Source organism: Arenivirga flava (assembly GCF_030161575.1).
Taxonomy (GTDB): domain Bacteria; phylum Actinomycetota; class Actinomycetes; order Actinomycetales; family Microbacteriaceae; genus Arenivirga; species Arenivirga flava.
Map to the genome: position 1 here is coordinate 933,503 of NZ_BSUL01000001.1, position 18,713 is coordinate 952,215.

18 protein-coding genes, 1 tRNA gene and 3 pseudogenes are annotated in these 18,713 nt (G+C 71.6%); 14 read left to right on the forward strand and 8 right to left on the reverse strand.

Features of this window, described 5'->3' with window-relative positions; genetic code table 11:
• Nucleotide 1 precedes the first annotated feature (1 nt).
• The 3 genes from QQK26_RS04575 to QQK26_RS04585 form a co-directional block, all read right to left on the reverse strand.
• Nucleotides 2–1,060, reverse strand: a complete 1,059-nt coding sequence (locus tag QQK26_RS04575; RefSeq protein WP_284230472.1) for an LLM class flavin-dependent oxidoreductase — start codon at nt 1,058–1,060, stop codon at nt 2–4.
• Nucleotides 1,061–1,130: 70 nt separating this feature from the next.
• Nucleotides 1,131–1,775 carry a pyridoxamine 5'-phosphate oxidase gene (pdxH, locus tag QQK26_RS04580; protein WP_284230473.1) on the reverse strand — a complete coding sequence of 215 codons (645 nt, stop codon included), beginning with the start codon at nt 1,773–1,775 and terminating at the stop codon, nt 1,131–1,133.
• Nucleotides 1,776–1,783: 8 nt separating this feature from the next.
• A complete protein-coding gene (locus tag QQK26_RS04585) occupies nt 1,784–2,128 on the reverse strand; it encodes a histone-like nucleoid-structuring protein Lsr2 (protein WP_284230475.1) in 345 nt (114 codons plus the stop codon).
• Between the two features lie 248 nt (nt 2,129–2,376).
• Here QQK26_RS04585 and folE point away from each other — a divergent pair, with 248 nt between their 5' ends.
• From folE to QQK26_RS04610, 5 genes and pseudogenes are all read left to right on the forward strand, one after another.
• Entirely contained in the window at nt 2,377–2,970 is a 594-nt protein-coding gene (gene folE, locus QQK26_RS04590; RefSeq protein WP_284230476.1) for a GTP cyclohydrolase I, read from the forward strand.
• Nucleotides 2,967–3,769 (forward strand): annotated as a pseudogene (gene folP / locus QQK26_RS04595) (dihydropteroate synthase). The gene folE and the pseudogene folP overlap by 4 nt, the downstream one beginning before the upstream one ends.
• Nucleotides 3,766–4,131 carry a dihydroneopterin aldolase gene (folB, locus tag QQK26_RS04600; protein ID WP_284230478.1) on the forward strand — a complete coding sequence of 122 codons (366 nt, stop codon included), beginning with the start codon at nt 3,766–3,768 and terminating at the stop codon, nt 4,129–4,131. The pseudogene folP and the gene folB overlap by 4 nt, the downstream one beginning before the upstream one ends.
• Entirely contained in the window at nt 4,128–4,616 is a 489-nt protein-coding gene (folK, locus tag QQK26_RS04605; protein ID WP_284230481.1) for a 2-amino-4-hydroxy-6-hydroxymethyldihydropteridine diphosphokinase, read from the forward strand. Before folB ends, folK begins: the two co-directional genes overlap by 4 nt.
• Nucleotides 4,613–5,110 carry an SLOG family protein gene (locus QQK26_RS04610; RefSeq protein WP_284230483.1) on the forward strand — a complete coding sequence of 166 codons (498 nt, stop codon included), beginning with the start codon at nt 4,613–4,615 and terminating at the stop codon, nt 5,108–5,110. The genes folK and QQK26_RS04610 overlap by 4 nt, the downstream gene beginning before the upstream one ends.
• A gap of 50 nt (nt 5,111–5,160) precedes the next feature.
• Here the strand turns inward: QQK26_RS04610 and QQK26_RS04615 are convergent, their stop codons facing one another.
• Nucleotides 5,161–5,832 carry a response regulator gene (locus tag QQK26_RS04615; RefSeq protein ID WP_284230489.1) on the reverse strand — a complete coding sequence of 224 codons (672 nt, stop codon included), beginning with the start codon at nt 5,830–5,832 and terminating at the stop codon, nt 5,161–5,163.
• The gene (locus QQK26_RS04620; RefSeq protein WP_284230493.1) at nt 5,829–7,022 is read right to left on the reverse strand and encodes a sensor histidine kinase; all 1,194 of its coding nucleotides are present in this window, start codon (nt 7,020–7,022) and stop codon (nt 5,829–5,831) included. The genes QQK26_RS04615 and QQK26_RS04620 overlap by 4 nt, the downstream gene beginning before the upstream one ends.
• A 111-nt stretch (nt 7,023–7,133) precedes the next feature.
• Between QQK26_RS04620 and QQK26_RS04625 the strand changes: the two genes are divergently transcribed.
• From QQK26_RS04625 to QQK26_RS04635, 3 genes are read left to right on the forward strand one after another with little or no spacing between them, the layout of a single operon-like run.
• Nucleotides 7,134–8,051 carry an ABC transporter ATP-binding protein gene (locus QQK26_RS04625; protein ID WP_284230495.1) on the forward strand — a complete coding sequence of 306 codons (918 nt, stop codon included), beginning with the start codon at nt 7,134–7,136 and terminating at the stop codon, nt 8,049–8,051.
• Nucleotides 8,048–8,800: an ABC transporter permease gene (locus tag QQK26_RS04630; protein ID WP_284230497.1), complete on the forward strand. Its 753-nt coding sequence runs from the start codon at nt 8,048–8,050 to the stop codon at nt 8,798–8,800. The genes QQK26_RS04625 and QQK26_RS04630 overlap by 4 nt, the downstream gene beginning before the upstream one ends.
• A 6-nt stretch (nt 8,801–8,806) precedes the next feature.
• Nucleotides 8,807–9,553, forward strand: a complete 747-nt coding sequence (locus tag QQK26_RS04635) for an ABC transporter permease (protein WP_284230499.1) — start codon at nt 8,807–8,809, stop codon at nt 9,551–9,553.
• Nucleotides 9,554–9,612: 59 nt separating this feature from the next.
• Here QQK26_RS04635 and QQK26_RS04640 read toward each other — a convergent pair.
• Nucleotides 9,613–9,686, reverse strand: a tRNA-Val gene (locus QQK26_RS04640).
• Nucleotides 9,687–9,716: 30 nt separating this feature from the next.
• On the reverse strand, nt 9,717–10,190 hold the full coding sequence (locus tag QQK26_RS04645) for a peroxiredoxin (RefSeq protein ID WP_284230501.1): 474 nt from the start codon (nt 10,188–10,190) through the stop codon (nt 9,717–9,719).
• A gap of 222 nt (nt 10,191–10,412) precedes the next feature.
• Here QQK26_RS04645 and aceE point away from each other — a divergent pair.
• The 6 genes and pseudogenes from aceE (at nt 10,413) to QQK26_RS04675 (ending at nt 18,021) form a co-directional block, all read left to right on the forward strand.
• Nucleotides 10,413–13,138 (forward strand): annotated as a pseudogene (gene aceE / locus QQK26_RS04650) (pyruvate dehydrogenase (acetyl-transferring), homodimeric type).
• Between the two features lie 9 nt (nt 13,139–13,147).
• Entirely contained in the window at nt 13,148–14,347 is a 1,200-nt protein-coding gene (locus QQK26_RS04655) for a PucR family transcriptional regulator (protein ID WP_284230503.1), read from the forward strand.
• Between the two features lie 94 nt (nt 14,348–14,441).
• Nucleotides 14,442–15,355: pseudogene (locus tag QQK26_RS04660) on the forward strand (ACP S-malonyltransferase).
• 28 nt (nt 15,356–15,383) lie between these two features.
• The gene (locus QQK26_RS04665; protein ID WP_284230506.1) at nt 15,384–16,394 is read left to right on the forward strand and encodes a beta-ketoacyl-ACP synthase III; all 1,011 of its coding nucleotides are present in this window, start codon (nt 15,384–15,386) and stop codon (nt 16,392–16,394) included.
• A 61-nt stretch (nt 16,395–16,455) separates the two neighbouring features.
• Nucleotides 16,456–16,704 carry an acyl carrier protein gene (locus tag QQK26_RS04670; RefSeq protein WP_284230509.1) on the forward strand — a complete coding sequence of 83 codons (249 nt, stop codon included), beginning with the start codon at nt 16,456–16,458 and terminating at the stop codon, nt 16,702–16,704.
• A gap of 84 nt (nt 16,705–16,788) precedes the next feature.
• Entirely contained in the window at nt 16,789–18,021 is a 1,233-nt protein-coding gene (locus QQK26_RS04675; protein ID WP_284230512.1) for a beta-ketoacyl-[acyl-carrier-protein] synthase family protein, read from the forward strand.
• Nucleotides 18,022–18,088: 67 nt separating this feature from the next.
• Here the strand turns inward: QQK26_RS04675 and QQK26_RS04680 are convergent, their stop codons facing one another.
• Entirely contained in the window at nt 18,089–18,625 is a 537-nt protein-coding gene (locus QQK26_RS04680; RefSeq protein WP_284230514.1) for a DUF3145 domain-containing protein, read from the reverse strand.
• Between the last annotated feature and the right edge of the window lie 88 nt (nt 18,626–18,713).

The window sequence follows — 18,713 nt, forward strand, 5'->3', positions numbered from 1 at the left end:
ATCAGCCGAGCAGCTCGCGCACGCGCGGGATGACCGTGCTGCCGTAGTGCTCGATGGTCTCGAGGTGGTGGGCGTGCTGCAGCGGGCCGGAGCTGTACTTCAGGTCGAACCGGCTGAGGCCGAGGGCGCCGACGGTCGACGCGATCTTGCGGGCCACCGTCTCGGGCGAGCCGACGTAGAGCGAGCCGTGCTCGACCTCCTGCTCGAACTGCTCGCGGGTCGTCTCGCCCCAGCCGCGCTCGCGCCCGATGCGCCCGTGCATGGCGCGGTAGCCCTCCCAGTACCGGTCGCGCGCGATGGCGTCGGTCTCGGCGATCAGGCCGGGCGAGTGCACGCCGACGGGCAGCGCGGGCTGCTCGAGCTGCTGCAGGGCACGGTGGTAGAGGTCGACGTAGGGGCGGAAGCGCTCCGGTGCGCCGCCGATGATCGCGAGCATGAGCGGCAGGCCGTAGCGCGCGGCGCGCACCACGGATTCTGGGCTGCCCCCGACGCCGATCCAGGCCGGCACCGCGCCGGCCTCGGTGGTCGGGTAGACGCGCTGCGCCTGCAGCGCCGGCCGCGTCGCACCGCTCCAGGTGATCGAGCCCTCCGACCGCAGCGCGTGGAAGAGGTCGAGCTTGTCCTCGAAGAGCTGCTCGTACTGCTGCAGCTCGAAGCCGAACAGCGGGAACGACTCGGTGAACGAGCCGCGGCCGAGGATGACCTCGGCGCGCCCCTGCGACACCGCGTCGAGCGTGGCGAAGCGCTGGTAGAGCCTGACGGGGTCGTCGCTGCTGAGCACGGTCACGGCGGTGCCGAGGCGGATGCGCGAGGTGCGGCCCGCGATGGCTGCGAGCACGATCTCGGGCGAGGAGACGGCGAAGTCGTCGCGATGGTGCTCCCCCACGCCGATGAAGTCGACGCCGAGCCGGTCGGCGAGCACGGCCTCGGCGACGACGTCGCGGATGACCTGCGGGTACGGAACGGAGCGCCCCTCGGCGTCGACGGTGACGTCGCCGAACGTGTCGAGGCCGAGCTCGACGGAACTGGTGCCGGCGATGCCTGCGGGCGTGGTGGCCATGGCGGTCCTCCTGTTTTCATGCGAACGTATCGACATCCGCAACCGGTCGGATCGAAGCGCTATTCCCGCGTCACGGCTGGTAGCGCTGCACGGACCACGGCGACGCCGCATCCGCTCGCTCGAAGCGGAGCCGATCGTGCAGCCGGGAGCTGCGCCCCTGCCAGAACTCGATGCTGCGCGGCACGACCCGCACGGCACCCCACGCCGACGGGCGCGGCACCGCGCCATCGGCGAAGCGCTCCTCGAGAGCCGCCACCCGACGCTCCAACTCCGCCCGCGACGCGATGGGACGGGACTGCTCGCTCGCCCAGGCCGAGATTTGCGAACCCCGGGGGCGATCAACCCAGTACGTGTCGGACTCCTCCGCGGTGATCGGATGCGCATCGCCGAGCACGATGACCTGGCGCCGCAACGCGTACCAGGGGAAGAGCAGGGACACCGCCGGTCGCGCCTGCAACTCGGTGCCCTTGCGCGAACTCAGGGTCGTCACGAACTCGAACCCGGAGGGCTCGGCCGCGCGCAGCAGCACGGTCCGCGACGAGGGCGCGCCGTCGGCGGCGACGGTACTCAGCACCATCGCATTCGGTTCGAACACCTCGGCCGACTCCGCATCGCGGAGCCACTCGAGGAACTGCTCGACGGGATCACGCGACAGGTCGGCCTCGTCGAGGCCGACCTGTCCGTAATCGCTGTGCCGCCGGAGCGACTCGCTCATGGGCTCGCTCAGCTCGCGGACTCGTAGGCCTCGCGGATGCGCTTGGGCAGCGGGCCCTTGGCCGGGACGTCCATCCCGCGGGTCTTCGCCCATTCGCGGATCTGCTGGTTCAGGGTCGGGAGACCCGAGTTCGCGGAACCCGAGGACTTGCGCGGCCCGCTGGCGCGACCGGTGCGACGCCCCTTCTCGATGTACGGCGCGAGCACCCCGCGCAGCTTCTCGATGTTCTCGGCGCCCAGATCGATCTCGTAGTTCACGCCTTCGAGGGCGAACGAGACGGTTCCGCCCTCGCCCTCCTCGATCGCGGAGTTGTCGAGATCATCGACCAGTTCGACGACGACTTTCTTGGCCATGGTGCAGCTCTTCTCTGTCGAGGGGTTTCGGCTTCGGATAACAGTACTCCAGAAGCGCCTGAGAGAAGCTCCCGCGCGCGGAATCCGCCATACCCGAGGCGTTCTCAACGCCAACTCGACGTGGCAGCGCCCGACGCCGGTCAACTCCTCGAGTTGCGAACGAGTTGTGCGACCGCTACCCGAAGGTCGTGCACCGGGTGGGAGCCGCTCCGTCGGCCCGGACCCTCCCCGCCGCGTAGGCTCGGAGGATGCCGCCCGTCGACCGCAACCGCATCGCCGCGCTCGTGCGCGAGCTGCTCGAGGCGATCGGCGAGCAGCCCGAGCGTCCGGGCCTGCGCGAGACGCCCACCCGTGTCGCGGACGCCTACGCGGAGTTCTTCGCGGGCCTCGACGCCGACCCCGCGGAGCCGCTCGCGCGCACCATCTCGGTGAGCGAGGGGCCCGCGCCCGACACGCTGCCGTCGGGTGCGGTGCTCCTGCGCGACGTCGCCTTCCGGTCCATCTGCGAGCACCACCTCCTGCCCTTCGAGGGTCGCGCCCACCTCGCCTACCTGCCGACGGGCAAGGTGGTCGGCCTGGGCGCGCTCGCGCGGGTGCTCGACGTGCTCGCCGCCCGCCCCCAGGTGCAGGAGCGCCTCGGCGAGCAGGTCGCCGAGACCATCGCCGACGCGCTCGATGCGCGCGGCTCGCTGGTGGTGCTCTCGGCGCGGCACCAGTGCGTCACCGCGCGCGGCGAGCGTCGGCCCCACGCCAGCACCGTCACCGTCGCGGCCCGCGGCGAGCTGGCCGATCCCGCCGCTCGGGCGGAGTTGCTGGCGCTCATCGCGGGGGCTCCCGCATGACCCTGCTCATGGGCATCGTCAACACGACGAGCGACTCGTTCAGCGACGGCGGGCGGTTCCTCGAGCCCGACGCCGCCATCGCGCACGCCCAGCGCCTGCTCGCCGACGGCGCCGACCTGATCGACGTCGGCGGGGAGTCGACGCGACCCGGGGCTCAGCGGGTCGATGCGGAGCTCGAGGCGGCGCGCGTGCTGCCGGTCGTGTCGGCACTGGCCGCGGGGGCGCCGTCGTGAGCATCGACACGATGCGTGCCGCCACCGCCACCGCAGCGGTCGCGGCCGGCGCGCACCTCGTCAACGACGTCTCCGGCGGCCTCGCCGACCCCGCCATGCTCGACGCGGTCGCCGCGACCGATGCGGACTTCGTGATCGGCCACTGGCGAGGGCACTCCGCGGACATGTACGCCGATGCGCGGTACGACCACCTCGGCCGCGAGGTGGCCGAGGAGCTGCTCGTGCGGGTCGATGCCGCGATCGCCGCGGGCATCGTGCGCGAGCGCATCGTGCTCGACCCCGGCATCGGCTTCGGCAAGCGCGCCGAGCAGAACTGGGCGGCGCTGCACGATCTGCCGCGCCTGGTCGCCTCCGGGCACCGGGTGCTCGTCGGCACGAGCCGCAAGGGCTTCCTCGCCGAGTCGCTCGGCGGCGAGGCCGACGAGGCGCGCCGCGACCTCGCCACGGCGGTGACCAGCGTGCTCGTCGGGCAGGCGGGCGCCTGGGCCGTGCGGGTGCACGACGTGCGGGCGAGCCGTGACGCGCTGCGCGTCGCCGCAGCGTGGACGGATGGAGGGAACGGATGAGAGGGCTCGACGAGATCGCCGTCACCGGCATCCGCGCGATCGGCTACCACGGCGTCTACCCGGAGGAGCGCCGCGACGGCCAGGAGTTCGTCGCCGATGTGCTCCTGCGCCTCGACACCCGCGCGGCCGCGGCGAGCGACGACGTGGCCGACACCGTCCATTACGGGGAGCTCGCCGAGCGCGTCGCGGCGATCTTGTCCGGCGAGCCGGTCGACCTGCTGGAACGGCTTGCCGCACGCGTCGCCGACGCCGTGCTCGAGCATCCGCTCGTCCAGTCGGTGCGGGTCGTGCTGCACAAGCCGGCGGCGCCCATCCCGGTGCCGTTCGACGACGTCACGGTGACCATCGAGCGGATGCGATGAGCCGCCCCGTGCCGCCCGCTGCGGCCGTCGTCGCGATCGGCGCGAATCTCGGCGACACCGCCAGGGCGATCGACGACGCCGTGCGCGCGCTCGCCGCGCTGCCGCTGACGGACCGCGTCCGCGCATCCGATGCCGTGGAGACGGTCGCCGTGCGCCTGGACGGGCCCGATCCCGAGGCGCCGCGCTACCGCAACGCCGTCGCAGTCCTGCAGACGCGGCTGGCGCCGAGCGTGCTGCTGGCGGAGCTGCATCGCATCGAGGCGGAGCACGGCCGCGTGCGTCGCGAACGCTGGGGCGACCGCACGCTCGACCTCGACCTCATCGCCTACGGTCGGGTGCGCAGCGCCGGCCCCGCGCTGCTGCTGCCGCATCCGCGCGCGCACGAGCGGCGGTTCGTGCTCGAGCCCTGGCAGCAGGTCGATCCCGACGCGGAGCTGCCGGGCGCCGGAGCGATCGCGAGCCTGCTCGCCGGGCTCGACGGATGAGGCTGCTCATCGCCGGCAGCCGGGACTGGGTCTCCGTCCGCCCGCTGCGGGAGCTGCTGTTCGAGGTGAACGACGCCCAGGGGCCCTTCGGCGACGTCACCCTCGTGCACGGCGGCGCGACCGGTGCCGAGGCGCTGGTGCGCGGCATCGGCGAGGAGCTGGGACTGCGCGAGGAGCGCCACGAGCCCGAGTGGGACGTGCACGACGAGCACTGCGCGCTGCGCGGCTGTTCCCCCGGCCGGGGCTCCTGCAAGCGCGCGCCGCTACGGCGCAGCCGGCGGATGGTCGGCCTGGGCGCGGATCTCTGCCTGGGCTTCCTGCGCGGCGATGCCCCGGAGGCGAGGACCACCCTGCGGCTCGCCGCCGATGCGGGCATCCCGATCGTCGCGCTCGTGGAGGGCATGCGGCAGGACGCCTTCGCGGCGGAGCTCGGCGGTCGTGTCGACGCGGACGGCCGGATCGTCGTCGGCGCGGGCACCGGGCCGCGGACCTGAACCCGCGGACGGCGATGCCGTCCGCTCGTGCGCGGCGACGGGCCATCCGCTCAGTCGATCGCGGCGATGCCCGACCGCAACGCGTGAAGGACGAGCTGCACGCGGTCGCGCGAGCCGGTCTTCGCCATGAGGTTGCCCACGTGGGTCTTCACCGTCGGCATCGAGAGCCAGAGGTGATCGCAGATCTCACGGTTGCTCATCCCCGACGCGATCAAGCGGATCACCTCCGACTCACGCCGCGTCAGAGCGCTCCGAGCATCGTCCCCGTCCGGGCGGGGCACGGTCGCCGGACGCTGCGCCGCCGCTCGGCGGTAGGTGGCGAACAGCTCGCGGGTGGGCCCCGGCGAGATCACGGCGTCACCGCGGTGGACCGTGCGGATCGCTGCGATGAGATCCGCCGGCGGGGTGTTCTTGAGCAGGAAGCCCGACGCTCCCCGCTCGATGGCACCGAGCACGTACTCGTTCGCAGCGAATGTCGTGAGCATCACGATGCGTGTCATCGCACCGGCGGCCACGAGCGACCGCACCGTCTCGAGCCCGTCGAGCACCGGCATCTGGATGTCGCAGAGCAGGACGTCCGGTGGCTGGCCGGCGTGCCGTCGGACGGCCTCGGCGCCGTCGCCCGCCTGCCACAGCACCCGCAGGTCGGGCTGCGCGTCGAGGATCATGGCGAGGCCGTCGGCGAAGAGCGGCTCGTCGTCGACGACGGCGACGGAGATCACGGCAGCCGCCAGGGGATCCGCGCGGTGACGCGCCAGGCGCCGTCCCGTCCGTGCGGGCCGACCTCGATCGTGCCGCCGAGCGCTCCGACGCGTTCCGCCATCCCGCTGAGTCCGCGCCCACGACCAGTCTCCGACCGGCGCGCAGCAGCCCCAGCGGGCACCTCATTCGCGATCGTCAGCTCAACGTGGTGCTCCGAGACCGTCAGCCGCACCTCCACCGACGCGCCCGGCGCGTGCTTCGAGGCGTTCGTGAGCGCCTCCTGCACGATCCGGTAGGCACTGCGTCCGACGTGGTCGGGCACGACCGAGAGATCGCCGTCGACGTGCCAGCGGATGCGATAGGCGGTCTCGCAGTGGTCGTCGACGAGACCGCCGAGGTCGGTCAGCGACGGAGCTGCGGGTGCGTCGGTCGGCGCAGCGTCGCGGAGCACGTCGATGAGCTCGCGCACCTCGTCGACCGCGTCCCGGCTCAGGCGCGCGATCTCGCCGAGCGCGGTGTCCGCTCCGCTCGGATCCGAGCGGAGCGCGTACCGCGCTGCCTCGGCTCGGATCGCGATGACGTTCATCGAGTGGCCGAGGATGTCGTGCATCTCGCGGGCGATCGCCGCCCGCTCCTCCACTGCCGCGAGGCGCGCCTCGGCCTGCTGCCGGGCATGGAGCATCTCCACACGCTCGACCCCGGCCCGATGACGCAGCAGCGCCTGGTGCCGGACCGTCGCGATCAGCGCGACGACGGCGAGCAGCGAGACCGCGGCGACGACGGTCAGCGAGCGGGTCCACCAGTCGACGCCGGACGAGCGGGTGGCGGCGAGCACACCGCACACCGAGCCCGCGACGGTGCCCGCCGTGAAGATCCACCGCTCCGGCGACCGCAGCTCGGACTGCGCGGTGTAGACGACGACGATGCACATCGCCAACGCGAACGGGCCCGGCGACGGGACGGCCACGAGGTGCAGGAGCAGCAGCAGGGTGATGGCGAGCAGCGCGACCCTCGGGCAGGAGCGTCGAACGGCGGCGGCGGCGCAGCAGCCCACCACGACCAGCGCGTAGGGCAGCTGCGCTGCGCTCGTGAACGACAGGGTGGGATGCCCGATCGCGCCGAGCGCCAGCAGCGCGAGGGCGAGCGCGACGTCGGCGACCCGGCCGGACCGGCGCCGCACCGTGCCGAGGTCGGGCGCGCGCGGTTCCATGATCTTCGACGCTAACAAGGCGCCGCGGCTGAGGGATCATGCCACGGCATGAGGTCGGACTCGATACCGGGGCATCCTCGCCTCGCCGTCGCGACCGTCCACGGTGGAGGGATGGACGGCATCGCGATCAGGACGAACGGTTTGACCAAAGCTTTCTCGGGGCGCACCGTCGTCGATAAGCTCGACCTGGTCGTGCCGCAGGGCCAGGTCTACGGTTTCCTCGGGCCGAACGGCTCGGGCAAGTCCACGACGATGAAGATGCTGCTGGGTCTGACGCAGCCCACGGCCGGTGACATCGTGCTGCTGGGTGAGCGGCTGACCCGTGTCACGCGTCCGAGGCTGCTGCCCTCGATCGGGTCGATGATCGAGGCGCCACCGGGCTACGGGCACCTGACCGGTCGGGAGAACCTGCGCATCGTGCAGCACATGCTCGACCTGCGCACCGCGCAGATCGACCACGCGCTGGCCATCGTGCGCCTCACCGAGCACCAGCACCGCCTCGTGCGGAACTACTCGCTCGGCATGAAGCAGCGGCTCGGCATCGCCATGGCGCTCGCCCGAGATCCGGCCCTCCTGATCCTCGACGAACCGACCAACGGCCTGGATCCGGCCGGGATCGAGGAGATGCGCACGCTGCTGCTCCGGCTCGCGCAGCAGGGCATCACCGTCATGGTCTCGAGCCATCTGCTCGACGAGATCGACCGGATGGCGTCGGTGCTGGGCATCCTCTCCACGGGGAGGATGATCTTCCAGGGCTCGCGAGACGACCTGTTCGCCCGATCCGCCCCGGACCTCGTGATCGAGACGCCCGATCCGGTCGCCGCGCTCGCAGCGGTGGCGGATGCGACGCCGACCGGGCCGGCGGACGAGGCCGTCGGCATCCGGCTGAGCGGGATCGGCAAGGACCAGACCGCCGCGGTGGTGCAGCGGCTCGTCCACGCCGAGGTGCCCGTCCATCAGGTGCGCCGCGTGCGCCGTTCGCTGGAGGAGGTCTTCATGGACCTGACCGGACGCGGGGGCCTGCTGTGATCCGCGACGTCCGGCTCGAGTTCCGCAAGATGCGCAGGCTGCGCACCCTGCCGATCCTCGCGGTGCTGGTCGTCGCCACCGCGGCGCTGTCGAGCGTCTCGCTGTTCGCGGGCAGCGCTCGTGCGTCGTTCGATGACGAGGATGCGCTGCCGTGGGCGGCGCTCATGCTGTCCTACACGCTGATGGCCGCGATGACCTCGCCGATCGTGATCGCAGTGCTCGCCAGCAGGCAGACCGACATCGAGCACTCCGGCGCCGGCTGGAATCTCGCCGGTTCCGTCGGCCGCTCCCCCGGTCAGCTCTGCCGCGCGAAGTTCGTCGCGCTCGGCCTCGTCCTGGCGCCGGCGGTGGTCCTGCAGACCCTGCTGGTCATCGGGCTGGGGGCCCTCGCGGGCATCGACGTCCCCATCCGAGTGGACGCGTGGGCCGGGTACACGGCGCTGCTGATCCTCGTGGATCTGGCGTTCCTGGGGGTGCATCTCTGGGTCTCCACGGTGGTGGAGAACCAGCTGGTCGGGGTCGGCATCGGTGTGCTGGGGGCGTTCCTCGCCGTGTTCAGCCTCCTGGTGCCCGGAACGATCAGCAGGTTCGTGCCCTGGGGGTACTACGCCGTGATCGCGCACGCCTCCCAGGAGAGCGGCGTCCTGTCCTTCGTGCACCCTCCCGTCGCGTGGGTGGTGGGGTTCCTGCTGCTGGCCGCCGTGCTCCTCACCATCGCGACCCGCCGACTCGACCGTCTGGAACGGTGAACCGCCATGCTGCGCTCCGAGCTGCTCAAACTGAAGAGATCGTCCATCTGGCTCATCGCGGTGGTCATGCCGCTGCTGGCCGTCATCACGGGAACGATCAACTTCGCATCGAACCCCGACCAGCTCGACGCGGGCTGGGCCTCGTTCACCTCGCAGGTCACCCTCTTCTACGGCCTGGTGTTCTCATCCGTCAGCATCGGGCTGCTGGCCGCCGTCGTCTGGCGTCCGGAGCATCGGGGCACGAACTGGAACCTCTTGGCGACCCACGCTCGCACTCCGGTGCGGCTGGTGCTGGCGAAGACCGCTGCGATCGCGCTCGCCGTGGCCGTGATGCAGGCCGTCCTCGTCACCGCCACGCTCATCGCCGGGGTCGTCGTCCTCGGGCTGCAGGATGCCGCGCCATGGCGGTTCGCCCTGGTCGGGGCGCTGGCCGTCGTGGCGGCCCTCCCGCTCATCGCAGCGCAGTCACTGCTCTCGATGCTGCTGCGGTCGTTCACTGCCCCGGTGGCGATCTGCCTCGTCGGGTGCGTCGCAGGCGTGGCGAGCGTCACGTCCGAGGCGCTGCGTCCGCTCGGCACCGTGCTGCCGCAGGCGCTGAACACCCGCGCGCTGAACCTCGGCGGCACGTCGCTCGCTGGCTCGGGCGACCTCTCCGCTGCCGACGCGCTGCCGATCGTGGTCGCAGCGATCGGCGTCGCGCTCGTCATCGTGGGGGCCTCGGTCGCCGCGATCCGCTGGATCAAGCTCCGGTGACCCGAGCACGTCGGGTCGGGGCGAGGACGCACGCTCGCGGGGAGACGAACCGGCTGCGGTGGGCCCTGAGGGACTCGAACCCCCGGCATCCACGGTGTAAACGTGGCGCTCTAACCAACTGAGCTAAGAGCCCGTGCCCCTCCGAGGGTAGCGGGTGGAGGGCTCACGCGGAGACCGGCAGCACGCCCTTCAGCGCCTCGCGGTAGGCCGCGAGCGGCCGCGCCTCGCCCGGCGCCGTGATGAAGCTGGCGCGGATGATGCCGTCGACGTCGATCACGAACGTGGCGCGCGTGGCGAAGCCCTTGTGCTCGAGGAAGACCCCGTACTCCTTCGCCACGTCGCCGTGCGGCCAGAAGTCGGCCAGCAGGGTGAAGGCGTAGCCCTCGTCGTCGGCGAAGGCGCGCAACGTCGCCTTGGAGTCGACGGAGATGCCGAGCAGCTCGATCCCGCCGTCCTGGAACAGCGCGAGATTGTCGCGCAGCTCGCAGAGCTCGCTCGTGCACGTGCTCGAGAACGCGAGCGGGAAGAAGACGAGCACGACCGGCTTGACGCCGCGGAAGTCGCTCAGCCTGACGTGCTCGCCGAACTGGTTGGGCAGGTCGAAGTCGGGAGCGAGGGTGTCGTTCTCCAGAGCCATGGTGCGGGTCCGTCCTTCCGCCTGTCCCCCGCAGGCCGGTTGGGCCCCGGGTCAGGCACGATCGGCCATGGTACGCCCGTGCGCGCGGGGCGCCAAGCGCGCCGCGTGGAGCGCTCGCTCATCCGACTGGTCCTAGAGTGGGGGACTCCCTCAGCGTCCCGTCGCGATCCGGCGCGGACACCGCTGGGTCGGTATGCCCCTACGAACAAGAAGAGGTCAAGGGTGACGGTCAACGATCAGGATCCGTACTCGGCAGGCTATGTGGACATGGACCCGGAGGAGACCGCCGAGTGGCGCGAATCCCTCGACGGGCTCGTCGAGACGCACGGCCGCGGCCGCGCCCGCGAGATCCTCCTGAGCCTGCTCGGCCGCTCGCGCGAGCTGCACCTGGGCGTGCCGATGGTGCCGACGACGGACTACGTCAACACCATCGCCCCCGAGAACGAGGCAGCCTTCCCCGGCGACGAGGACATCGAGCGCCGCTACCGGCGCTGGATCCGCTGGAACGCCGCGGTCACCGTGCACCGCGCGCAGCGCCCCGGCATCGGCGTCGGCGGCCATATCTCGACCTACGCGTCGAGCGCCGCCCTCTACGAGGTGGGCCACAACCACTTCTTCCGCGGCGCGGACCACGCCGGCGGCGGCGACCAGATCTTCTACCAGGGCCACGCCTCCCCGGCATGTACGCCCGTGCGTTCCTCGAGGGTCGCCTCACGACCGAGCAGCTCGACGGGTTCCGGCAGGAGAAGTCGCACCACACGGGCGGCGTCTCGTCCTACCCGCACCCCCGCCTCATGCCCGAGTTCTGGCAGTTCCCGACGGTGTCGATGGGCCTCGGCCCGATCAACGCGATCTACCAGGCGTCGCTCAACAAGTACCTCAGCAACCGTGGCATCAAGGACGCCTCCGACCAGCAAGTCTGGGCCTTCCTCGGCGACGGCGAGATGGACGAGGTCGAGAGCCGCGGTCAGCTGCAGGTGGCGGCGAACGAGGGCCTCGACAACCTCAACTTCGTCATCAACTGCAACCTGCAGCGCCTCGACGGACCGGTGCGCGGCAACGGCAAGATCATCCAGGAGCTCGAGAGCTTCTTCCGCGGCGCCGGCTGGAACGTCATCAAGGTCGTCTGGGGCCGCGAGTGGGACGACCTCCTCGCCCGCGACACCGACGGCGCCCTGCGCACCCTCATGAACACGGTGCCGGACGGCGACTTCCAGACCTACAAGGCCGAGAACGGCGCCTACGTGCGCGAGAACTTCTTCGGTCGCGACCCGCGCGCCCTCGAGCTCGTCAAGGACTACAGCGACGAGCAGGTCTGGAACCTCAAGCGCGGCGGCCACGACTACCGCAAGGTCTACGCCGCGTTCAAGGCGGCGACCGAGCACAAGGGCCAGCCGACGGTCATCCTCGCCCACACCATCAAGGGCTACGGCCTGGGTCCGGCCTTCGAGGGCCGCAACGCGACCCACCAGATGAAGAAGATGACGCTGGACAACCTCAAGACGTTCCGCGACTCGATGGACATCCCGATCACGGACGCCCAGCTCGAGGAGAACCCCTACCTGCCCCCGTACTACAACCCGGGCGAGCAGGACGAGGCGATCCAGTACCTGCACGAGCGCCGCCGCGAGCTCGGCGGCTACGTGCCGGAGCGCCGTTCCAAGTACACGCAGCTGAGCCTGCCGGAGGACGACGCCTACAAGAGCGCCAAGAAGGGCTCGGGCACGCAGGAGATCGCCACCACGATGGCGTTCGCCCGCATCCTCAAGGACCTGTTCCGTTCGAAGGACTTCGGCCACCGCATCGTGCCGATCATCCCCGACGAGGCCCGCACGTTCGGCATGGACTCGTACTTCCCGACGGCGAAGATCTACAACCCCAAGGGCCAGACCTACACCTCCGTCGACCGCGAGCTGCTCCTGGCGTACAAGGAGAGCCCGCAGGGCCAGATCGTGCACGTCGGCATCAACGAGGCGGGCGCCTTCGCGGCGTTCACCGCGATCGGCACCAGCTACGCCACCCAGGCGGAGCCGCTCATCCCGGTCTACGTCTTCTACTCGATGTTCGGCTTCCAGCGCACCGGCGACGCCATCTGGGCCGCCGGCGACCAGATGGCCCGCGGCTTCATCATCGGCGCGACCGCCGGTCGCACCACGCTGACGGGCGAGGGCCTGCAGCACGCCGACGGCCACTCGCTGCTGCTCGCCGCCACCAACCCGGCGGTGCTGAGCTACGACCCGGCCTACGGCTACGAGATCGCCCACATCGTGCGCTCCGGCCTCGAGCGGATGTACGGCGGCGACCACGCGGACCCGAACGTCATGTACTACCTCACGGTCTACAACGAGCCGATCGTGCAGCCCACGGAGCCCGAGGGCCTGGACGTGGAGGGCCTCGTCAAGGGCATCTACCCGCTGCGCCCCGGCCACGAGGGCGGCCTCAAGGCGCAGGTGCTCGCCTCCGGCGTCTCGGTGCCCTGGGCTCTCGAGGCCCAGCGCGTGCTGGCCGAGGACTGGGGCGTGTCGGCCGATGTCTGGTCGGTCACCTCGTGGAGCGAGCTGCGCCGCGACGGCCTGCGCGCCGAGGAGCACAACTTCCTCAACCCCGAGGCGGAGCCGCAGGTGCCGTTCCTCACGCAGCGTCTGCAGGGCGCCGAGGGCCCGGTCGTGGCCGTCAGCGACTTCATGCACGCGGTGCAGGACCAGATCCGGCAGTTCGTGCCCGGCGACTTCGCGACGCTCGGCGCCGACGGCTTCGGCTTCTCGGACACGCGCTCGGCCGCGCGGCGCTTCTTCAAGATCGACACCGAGTCGATCGTGGTGCGCACGCTGCAGTCGCTCGTGGAGCAGGGCAAGCTGGAGCGCTCCGTGCTGCAGCAGGCCATCGACAAGTACCGCCTGCACGACGTCAACGCGGGCGACACCGGCAACGCCGGCGGCGAGAGCTAGGCCGTCCGCGTGGCGGCTCCGGACAAGGAGCGCACGCTCGCCTGGCTGCGCACGCTGTCGGGCGAGCTCTCCACCCGCACGCTGCAGCGGCTCGACGAGACGCTGCCCTGGTACGGCGAGATGCCGCCGGGGCGGCGCTCGGCCGTCGGGCTCGTCGCCCAGGCGGGCATCGCGTCCTTCACCCGCTGGTTCGAGGACCCGTCGTCGACGCCCTGGATCGCCTCCGACGTCTTCGGGGCGGCACCGCGCGAGCTGCTGCGCTCGGTGAGCCTGCAGCAGACGCTGCAGCTCATCCGCGTCGTCGTCGAGGTCGTCGAGGAGCGGGTCAAGGATCGCGACGAGGCGCTGCGCGAGGCGATCCTGCTCTACTCGCGCGAGATCGCGTTCGCGGCCGCCGACGTCTACGCCCGCGCCGCCGAGGCGCGCGGACTCTGGGACGCGCGCCTCGAAGCGCTCGTCGTCGACTCGATCCTCTCCGGCGAGTACGACGACGAGCTGCCCAGCCGCATCGCGGCGCTGGGCTGGCACGGCCACGGCGAGGTGTCGGTGCTCGTCGGCACGTCCCCCGCGATGCTCGACGTCGACCTGCTGCGTCGAGCGGCGCGGCACCAGCGGGCGGACGTGCTCATCGGGGTGCAGGGCAGTCGACTCGTCGTGGTGATCGGCCGGGCCGAGGACCCCGACGTCGAGCCCGCAGAGGGCGAGACGACGGGCGTCGAGCCCGTGACGTTCCTCGACATCGCACGCGCGCTCGAACCGGCGTTCGGCGACGGCCATCTCGTGCTCGGCCACGCCGTGCCGAGCATCGTCGACGCCGCCAAGAGCGCCAAGGCCGCGCTCGCCGGCTTCGCGGTCGCGAGGTCGTGGAAGAAGGTCGGCCGGCCCGCGCTCGCCGACGACCTGCTGCCGGAGCGCGCGCTCGCCGGCGACCCGCTGGCCAGGGCGACCCTGATCGGGCGCATCTACCGGCCGCTGCAGGACCACTCGACAGAGCTGCTGGGCACGCTGCGCAGCTACCTGGAGAGCGGGCGCAGCCTGGAGGCGACGGCGCGGGAGCTCTTCGTGCATCCGAACACGGTGCGCTACCGGCTCAAGCGCATCACCGAGGTGATCGGATGGGATGCCACCGGCTCGCGCGAGGCCCTGATCCTGCAGGCGGCCCTCATCCTGGGCGCCATCGCGGAACCGGACGAGCGCAAGCGGCGCTGAGCGGTGGGGCCGCTGTGGGTTCCCGCCAACGATCCGCCGGAATCTTCGTGGCGGATGTCCCGGCCTGCGGCCGTCGAGACGGCAGGATAGGACGGTGATCATCATCGTCTGCCCCGGCCAGGGCTCCCAGACCCCGGATTCCTCGAGCCGTGGCTCGCGGACGCCGCCCTCCGCGACCGCCTCGGCGAGCTCTCGGAGGCCGCCGGCGTCGACCTCGTCACGCACGGCACGGTGTCGGATGCGGACGCCATCCGCGACACCGCCGTCGCGCAGCCGCTCATCGTCGCCGCCGGCATCCTCAGCCTCGGTGCGCTGCTCGGCGACGGCCTGCGCGAGCGGGTCGGCGGCATCGCGGGCCACTCGGTCGGCGAGATCACCGCGGCCTTCGGCGCCGGCGTTCTCGGCGACCGCGACGCCATGACGCTGGTCGGCGAGCGCGGTCGGGCCATGGCCGCCGCGGCCGCGCAGGTCGAGACCGGCATGAGCGCCGTGCTCGGCGCCGACGAGGTCGAGCTCGAGGCGCGGCTCGCCGAGCTCGAGCTCGAGCCCGCCAACTACAACGGCGGCGGCCAGATCGTGGTCGCGGGCGAGCTCGGCGGCCTCCAGTCGCTGGCCGAGCTGCCGCCGACGAAGGCGCGCGTCGTTCCGCTGCAGGTCGCCGGCGCATTCCACACCCGCTTCATGGCACCCGCCGTGGACCACCTCCGCTCGGTCGCCGACGGCCTCGCCGTGAACGACCCGACCCTGCCGTTGTGGACCAACAAGGACGGCTCGCGCGTCGACTCCGGCGCGGCGTTCATCGATCTGCTGGTCGGCCAGGTCTCCTCGCCCGTGCGCTGGGACCTCGACATGGCTGCGTTCGCCGAGGCCGGCGTCACCGGCATCATCGAGCTGAGCCCCGCGGGCGCCCTCACCGGCCTCGCCAAGCGCGGCCTCAAGGGCGTGCCCGCCGTCGCCGTCAAGACCCCGGACGACCTCGACGCCGCCCGACAGCTGCTGCAGGCCTGAGGGCCGGTACGAGAGGAACTGCAACCGCATGAGCAAGCCCGCCCTGCGCCAGGCCAACGGCCCGGCCCACACCCGCATCCTCGGCCTCGGCGCCGCGCGCGGTGAGAACGTCGTCACCAACTTCGACATCATCGAGCCGATCGACAGCTCGGACGAGTGGATCCGCCAGCGCACCGGCGTCGTCGAGCGCCGCCGCGCCGGTGCCGGCGTGCAGGCCGTCGACCTCGCCGAGGCCGCCGCGCGCGAGGCCCTCGCGGCCGCGGGCATCGACGCCTCGCAGCTCGGCGCCGTGCTCGTGTCGACCATCAGCAACGTGGTGCCCACCCCGTCGTTGGCGGCGCTGCTCGCCGACCGGATCGGCGCGACGCCGGCGCCGGCGTACGACATCTCGGCCGCATGCGCCGGGTACGCCTACGGCATCGCTCAGGCCGACGCCCTCATCCGCTCCGGTCTCGCCGAGTACGTGCTCGTGGTGGGCGCCGAGAAGATGAGCGACTACGCCAAGCCGACGGACCGCACGATCTCGTTCCTGCTCGCGGACGGCGCCGGCGCGGCGATCGTCGGCCCCGCCGACGAGCCGGGCATCGCGCCGACCATCTGGGGGTCGGACGGCTCCAAGTGGGGCACGATCCGGATGACCTCGACGTTCGCGGAGTACCGCGACGGCGCGGGCGAGGTCGAATGGCCGACCCTCGAGCAGGACGGCCAGACGGTCTTCCGCTGGGCCGTGTGGGAGATGGCGAAGGTGGCCAAGCAGGCGGTCGAGGCCGCCGGGATCACCCCCGACCAGCTCGACGCGTTCATCCCCCACCAGGCGAACATGCGCATCATCGACGAGTTCGCGAAGCAGCTCGGCCTGCCCGAGAGCGTCGTCATCGCCCGCGACATCGCGACGACGGGCAACACCTCGGCGGCCTCCGTGCCGCTCGCGACCCACCGCCTGCTGCAGGAGAACCCGCAGCTCAGCGGCGGCCTGGCGCTGCAGATCGGCTTCGGCGCCGGACTCGTCTACGGCGCGCAGGTCGTGCGCCTGCCCTGATCAGAGCCCCGTCGGCCCTAGACTGGCCGACGGTCACACGACACCCCCAAGGAGAACAACAATGGCACTGTCCACCGAAGAAGTCCTGGCCGGCCTGGCGGAGCTCATCAACGATGAGACCGGCATCGCGACCGACACCGTCGAGCTGGACAAGTCGTTCACCGACGACCTCGACATCGACTCCATCTCGATGATGACCATCGTGGTCAACGCCGAGGAGAAGTTCGACGTGAAGATCCCGGACGAAGAGGTCAAGAACCTCGTGACCGTCGGCGACGCGGTCACCTTCATCGTCAACGCTCAGTCCTGAGTGTGCGAGCGGATCGGTCCCCGGCGGGCCGATCCGCTCGACGACCGTGCCCGTCTCCCCTGTGACCAACCGAGGAACGTCAAGATGACCAAGATCGTCGTGACCGGGCTGGGAGCCTTCTCCCCGCTCGGCACCAACGCCACCGACTCCTGGAACGCCGTGCTCGACGGCGAGTCCGGCGCCCGCTCGCTCAAGTACGAATGGGTCGAGAAGTACCAGATCCCGGTGACCTTCGCCGCGACCGTGCCCGCCCCGACCAGCGATTTCCTGGAGCGCCAGGAGATCAAGCGCCTCGACCCGTCGAGCCAGTTCGCGCTCATCGCCGCTCGCGAGGCCTTCGCCGACGCCGGCAGCCCCGAGGTCGTCCCCGAGCGCCTCGGCGTCGACTGGGCGACCGGCATCGGCGGCGTGTGGACGCTGCTCGACGCCTGGGACACCCTGCGCGAGAAGGGCCCGCGCCGCGTGCTGCCCATGACCGTGCCGATGCTCATGCCGAACGGCCCCGCCGCGGCGATCGAGATGAGCCTCGGCGCCCGCGCCTTCGCGCGCACCGTCGTCTCGGCCTGCGCCTCCAGCACCGAGTCGATCGCGAACGCCTACGAGCACCTCACGAGCGGCCTCGCCGACATCGTGATCGCCGGAGGCTCCGAGGCTGCGGTGCACCCGCTGCCGATGGCCTCTTTCGCGGCCATGCAGGCGCTCTCGAAGCGCAACGACGACCCGGCCGCCGCCTCGCGCCCCTACGACTCGGGCCGCGACGGCTTCGTGCTCGGCGAGGGCGCCGCGGCGATCGTGCTCGAGACCGAGGAGCACGCGAAGGCCCGCGGCGCGAAGATCTACGCCTACCTCGTCGGCGGTGCCGTGACGAGCGACTCGTACCACATCACCGCGCCCGACCCCGAGGGGTCGGCCGCGGCGCGCGCCATGAAGGCGGCCGTCGAGAACGCCGGCTTCGCGCTGAGCGACGTGGCCCATGTCAACGCGCACGCGACCAGCACGCCCGTGGGCGACGTGGCCGAGGTCAAGGCGCTGCGCCGCATCTTCGGCGACCACCTGGACTCGATCCCCGTCACCGCCACCAAGTCGGCCACGGGCCACCTGCTCGGTGGCGCTGGCGCGATCGAGGCCATCTTCACGGTGAAGGCGCTGCAGGAGCGCGTGATCCCGCCGACGATCAACCTCGACGCGCAGGACCCGGAGGTCACCCTCGACGTGGTGACGGAGCCGCGGAAGCTGCCGGAGGGCGACCTGCTCGCCATCAGCAACTCGTTCGGCTTCGGAGGCCACAACGCCGTCGTGGCCTTCCAGTCCGCCTGATCGGATCAGCATGACGAAGGGCCCCGCGCACTGCGCGGGGCCCTTCGTCATGCTGCGGTCGGGCGCATCAACCGACCTTGTGCAGCCAGATGACCGGGTTGTCGTCGCTCGCGTGCCGGAACGGCTCGAGCTCGTCGTCCCAGGCCTGGCCGAGCACGAGCCGCAGCTCGCGGTGCAGCTCGAAGGCGTCCGATCCGGCGCTCACCATGGCGGCGCGGATGCGGTCCTCGGGCACGACGAGGTTGCCGTGCGCATCCGCCTGCGCGTGGAAGACGCCGAGCTCGGGCGTGTGCATCCAGCGGGCACCGTCGATGCCGGGCGCCGGGTCCTGGGTGACCTCGTAGCGCAGGTCCTCCCAGCCGCGCAGGGCGGAGGCGAGTCGGGCGCCCGCATCCGCGGAGCCCTCCCAGTAGTACTCGGTGCGCTGAGCGCCCGCGAGGGCGGGCTGGTCGGCCCAGCCGAAGTTGACGGCGCGGTCGAGCGCGCTCCCGGCCGCCCACTCGACGTGGGGGCAGAGCGCGCGCGGTGCGGAGTGCACGAACAGCACCCCGCGAGCGTGTGTTGCAGCCACGGTTCCTCCGATCATCAGGTGCGACTTCCCCATCGACCTGCATCGGATGCACGGACTGCGTTCTTCGATTGTGCGGGCTGAGCCCACCGGCATTATGACCCGGCTCGCCTGGGAGGACAAG

Excerpts from the sequence above, each read along its gene's own strand:
- QQK26_RS04575 (WP_284230472.1), bottom strand. The coding sequence starts at position 1,060 with ATGGCCACCACGCCCGCAGGCATCGCCGGCACCAGTTCCGTCGAGCTC.
- folB (WP_284230478.1), top strand. The coding sequence starts at position 3,766 with ATGAGAGGGCTCGACGAGATCGCCGTCACCGGCATCCGCGCGATCGGC.
- QQK26_RS04585 (WP_284230475.1), bottom strand. The coding sequence starts at position 2,128 with ATGGCCAAGAAAGTCGTCGTCGAACTGGTCGATGATCTCGACAACTCC.
- QQK26_RS04675 (WP_284230512.1), top strand. The coding sequence starts at position 16,789 with ATGACCAAGATCGTCGTGACCGGGCTGGGAGCCTTCTCCCCGCTCGGC.
- QQK26_RS04620 (WP_284230493.1), bottom strand. The coding sequence starts at position 7,022 with ATGGAACCGCGCGCGCCCGACCTCGGCACGGTGCGGCGCCGGTCCGGC.
- QQK26_RS04645 (WP_284230501.1), bottom strand. The coding sequence starts at position 10,190 with ATGGCTCTGGAGAACGACACCCTCGCTCCCGACTTCGACCTGCCCAAC.
- pdxH (WP_284230473.1), bottom strand. The coding sequence starts at position 1,775 with ATGAGCGAGTCGCTCCGGCGGCACAGCGATTACGGACAGGTCGGCCTC.
- QQK26_RS04625 (WP_284230495.1), top strand. The coding sequence starts at position 7,134 with ATGGACGGCATCGCGATCAGGACGAACGGTTTGACCAAAGCTTTCTCG.
- QQK26_RS04635 (WP_284230499.1), top strand. The coding sequence starts at position 8,807 with ATGCTGCGCTCCGAGCTGCTCAAACTGAAGAGATCGTCCATCTGGCTC.
- QQK26_RS04670 (WP_284230509.1), top strand. The coding sequence starts at position 16,456 with ATGGCACTGTCCACCGAAGAAGTCCTGGCCGGCCTGGCGGAGCTCATC.
- QQK26_RS04665 (WP_284230506.1), top strand. The coding sequence starts at position 15,384 with ATGAGCAAGCCCGCCCTGCGCCAGGCCAACGGCCCGGCCCACACCCGC.
- QQK26_RS04680 (WP_284230514.1), bottom strand. The coding sequence starts at position 18,625 with ATGGGGAAGTCGCACCTGATGATCGGAGGAACCGTGGCTGCAACACAC.
- folK (WP_284230481.1), top strand. The coding sequence starts at position 4,128 with ATGAGCCGCCCCGTGCCGCCCGCTGCGGCCGTCGTCGCGATCGGCGCG.
- folE (WP_284230476.1), top strand. The coding sequence starts at position 2,377 with ATGCCGCCCGTCGACCGCAACCGCATCGCCGCGCTCGTGCGCGAGCTG.
- QQK26_RS04610 (WP_284230483.1), top strand. The coding sequence starts at position 4,613 with ATGAGGCTGCTCATCGCCGGCAGCCGGGACTGGGTCTCCGTCCGCCCG.